This is a genomic window from Tabrizicola sp. (assembly GCF_041911175.1).
Lineage (GTDB): Bacteria > Pseudomonadota > Alphaproteobacteria > Rhodobacterales > Rhodobacteraceae > Tabrizicola.
The window spans coordinates 1-2,182 of record NZ_JAYRPN010000066.1 but is presented as its reverse complement, the minus strand read 5'-3'; the positions used below and the strand labels follow the sequence as shown (position 1 = coordinate 2,182).

Genomic DNA, 2,182 nt, shown 5'->3' with positions numbered 1-2,182 from the left:
CGCCGCGCGACGAGGAGTAGCGGCGGTCGTCGTCGTCATAGCGCGACGACCCGGAGGAGCGGCCACCCTGGGAATAGCCGCGGTCGCTGTCGCGGCTTTCCCAGCCGCGGCGCGCCGCTTCGGCGTGGCCCTCGCGGTCGCCGAACCAGCCGCCCTGGCCATGATCGCCATCATCCCGTCCGCCGCGCGACGAGGAGTAGCGGCGGTCATCGTCATCATAGCGCGACGACCCGGAGGAGCGGCCACCCTGGGAATAGCGCCGGTCATCGTCGTCGTAGCTGCTGCGCGACGAACGGCCATTGCCGCCGCGCGACCCGCCGCGGTCATCGTCACTCACGAAACGGCCGCGCTCGTCACGGTCCGGGGTGTCTGAGTATCTTGGCATGTCATCCTCCTGATCTGCCATAGGTGGACGCTTTCGCAGTGACCGACCGTCATGGTCCGCCATGCAGGCAGCGATACGCCTTTCAAGGGCAGGCTCGGGAATGCCTTCCCCTCGTGCCTTCGCAAGAAGTCCGGTCTTCGGCGCTTCCTCGCGATTGATGAGATCCCGAATGAGAGTGACGGCGAGCCTGACCTGGCCGGGAAGCAGGGCATCGTCGGATCGTTCATCCAGGAGGAGGCCGATCAGGAGCCCCCGGTATTGCGCTTCCTCGAGCGGGGGAAGATTGGCGACGCCCATATCCGCAAGCGTCTCGACAAGCGCCAGATGCAGGGGAAAGTGGAGCGCGAACTGCTGCGACAGGGCGGCACGGCCAAGCTCGCTGTGGCTGCCGCTCTGTTCCACCTCGTCGACGGCGTCAACCAGACGGTCGATGCGCTGGCGGTAGAACCGGAAATCGTCACGGCCCTTCGGCCGGCGGGTCTTCGCGGCAGTCTTGCCGGCGCCGGGCTCCGGCTCGCCTGCGCCGGCCTTTGCCCTTCTCGATCTGGTGGCCGCGCGGGCCGGCTGCCCCGCCGATGCGTAGGCCGCCCGGGTCTCCCCCCCGGCGTCTTCGCCCGATTTGCCGGGCCGGCCCTTCGTGGCGTCCTGGTCCTTGTTGCCCGGCCCTGACGCTCCGCCCGGTTCGGGAGTGGTGCTTGGCATGAGGTCCTCTCCTTCATCTGGCCCATCAACCTGAGCGGTGGCGGGGATGTTCCAGCGGCGCGGGAGGTGAGCGTGGGACTGCCGTTGCGGTGGCGGGCCCGGAACGTTCGCGACCGCGACGCGTTGGAAGTGCGGGTAAGTGAGGAGTCCCGGGTGCGATGAAAACCGATCCGCGCCAGATGCAGGCGCCCGGCCTTCCCGGGCCGGGCCAGGTGAGCATGGCAAGGCCAGACGACTGGCAGCCGGACAGTCTTTGCGGATTGCGGGTTCTGATCGTGGAAGACGACTACTTCGTTGCAAGCGATCTGGCGCGCACCCTGACCTCTGCCGATGCGATTGTCGTGGGCCCCGCCGTGACGGTGGGCGAAGGCGCCAGCCTGCTCGACGAAGGCGGGATCGACTTCGCCGTTCTGGACATCTGCCTGCAGCAGGACGTGGTCTACCGCCTGGCCGATCGACTGGTCGCGGCGAAGGTGCCGTTCCTTTTCTACAGCGCCGATTTCTTCACCCTGCCCGACCGGTTCAAACACATCCGCCAGATCGGCAAGCACCAGGGATCGGGCGTGCTGTCGGCCTCTCTGGCCCTCGGCGCCGCGCGCGAGAAGGCGGGGCTGGGCCTGTCCGAGAGCGACCTGTTGCAGACCAACGAACAGATCCTGCGCGCCTTGCGGCAGATGGCAAGGCTGCTTGTCAGGGACAACGACGCCGCGGACGACCTGGTTGAGGCCACTTTGCGCCGCGCCATCGCCGAGGCGATCAGCATGGCCCCGGAGGACCGCCCGTCCTGGCTGGCCGATCTGATGGAGCGGGTGTGGATCGCGCAGCGGGGCTGAGCCGGCCGCAGCCTGTCCCGTGGCGGGCACCCGGGGAAACGGAATTCACGCAGGAAGACATGGTTTCTTCGGAACCGGCAGCGTTGTCGCGCGTTACGCGAGAGACCAGCCGGACCAGAGATGACCCATCCGCGCCGGAAACCCAGCTACCCTGCCTGTTTCTCGGGGCATTCTGCTCCGCAGGGGGTTCCTGTCGCAACGACCGCGCCTCGCCTCGGCCGGAGGCTGGCGCAACCGCGGCCCCCGTGACCGCGGCCCCAGT

Annotated in this window: 3 protein-coding genes; 2 read left to right on the top strand and 1 reads right to left on the bottom strand. The window is 68.2% G+C overall.

Annotation, left to right across the window (positions count from 1 at the left end):
- Positions 1 to 385, bottom strand: a 385-nt coding sequence (locus tag ACE3P6_RS08695) for a hypothetical protein (RefSeq protein WP_374393835.1), incomplete at its 3' end; no start/stop codon positions are given.
- Positions 386 to 436: 51 nt separating this feature from the next.
- Between ACE3P6_RS08695 and ACE3P6_RS08690 the strand changes: the two genes are divergently transcribed.
- Both ACE3P6_RS08690 and ACE3P6_RS08685 read left to right on the top strand, forming a co-directional pair.
- Positions 437 to 1,054 carry a hypothetical protein gene (locus ACE3P6_RS08690; protein ID WP_374393833.1) on the top strand — a complete coding sequence of 206 codons (618 nt, stop codon included), beginning with the start codon at positions 437 to 439 and terminating at the stop codon, positions 1,052 to 1,054.
- 191 nt (positions 1,055 to 1,245) lie between these two features.
- Positions 1,246 to 1,920 (top strand): hypothetical protein, encoded by a 675-nt coding sequence (locus ACE3P6_RS08685; RefSeq protein ID WP_374393830.1) that lies wholly within the window; start codon positions 1,246 to 1,248, stop codon positions 1,918 to 1,920.
- The last annotated feature ends 262 nt before the right edge of the window (positions 1,921 to 2,182 follow it).

Excerpts from the sequence above, each read along its gene's own strand:
- ACE3P6_RS08685 (WP_374393830.1), top strand. The coding sequence starts at position 1,246 with ATGAAAACCGATCCGCGCCAGATGCAGGCGCCCGGCCTTCCCGGGCCG.
- ACE3P6_RS08690 (WP_374393833.1), top strand. The coding sequence starts at position 437 with ATGGTCCGCCATGCAGGCAGCGATACGCCTTTCAAGGGCAGGCTCGGG.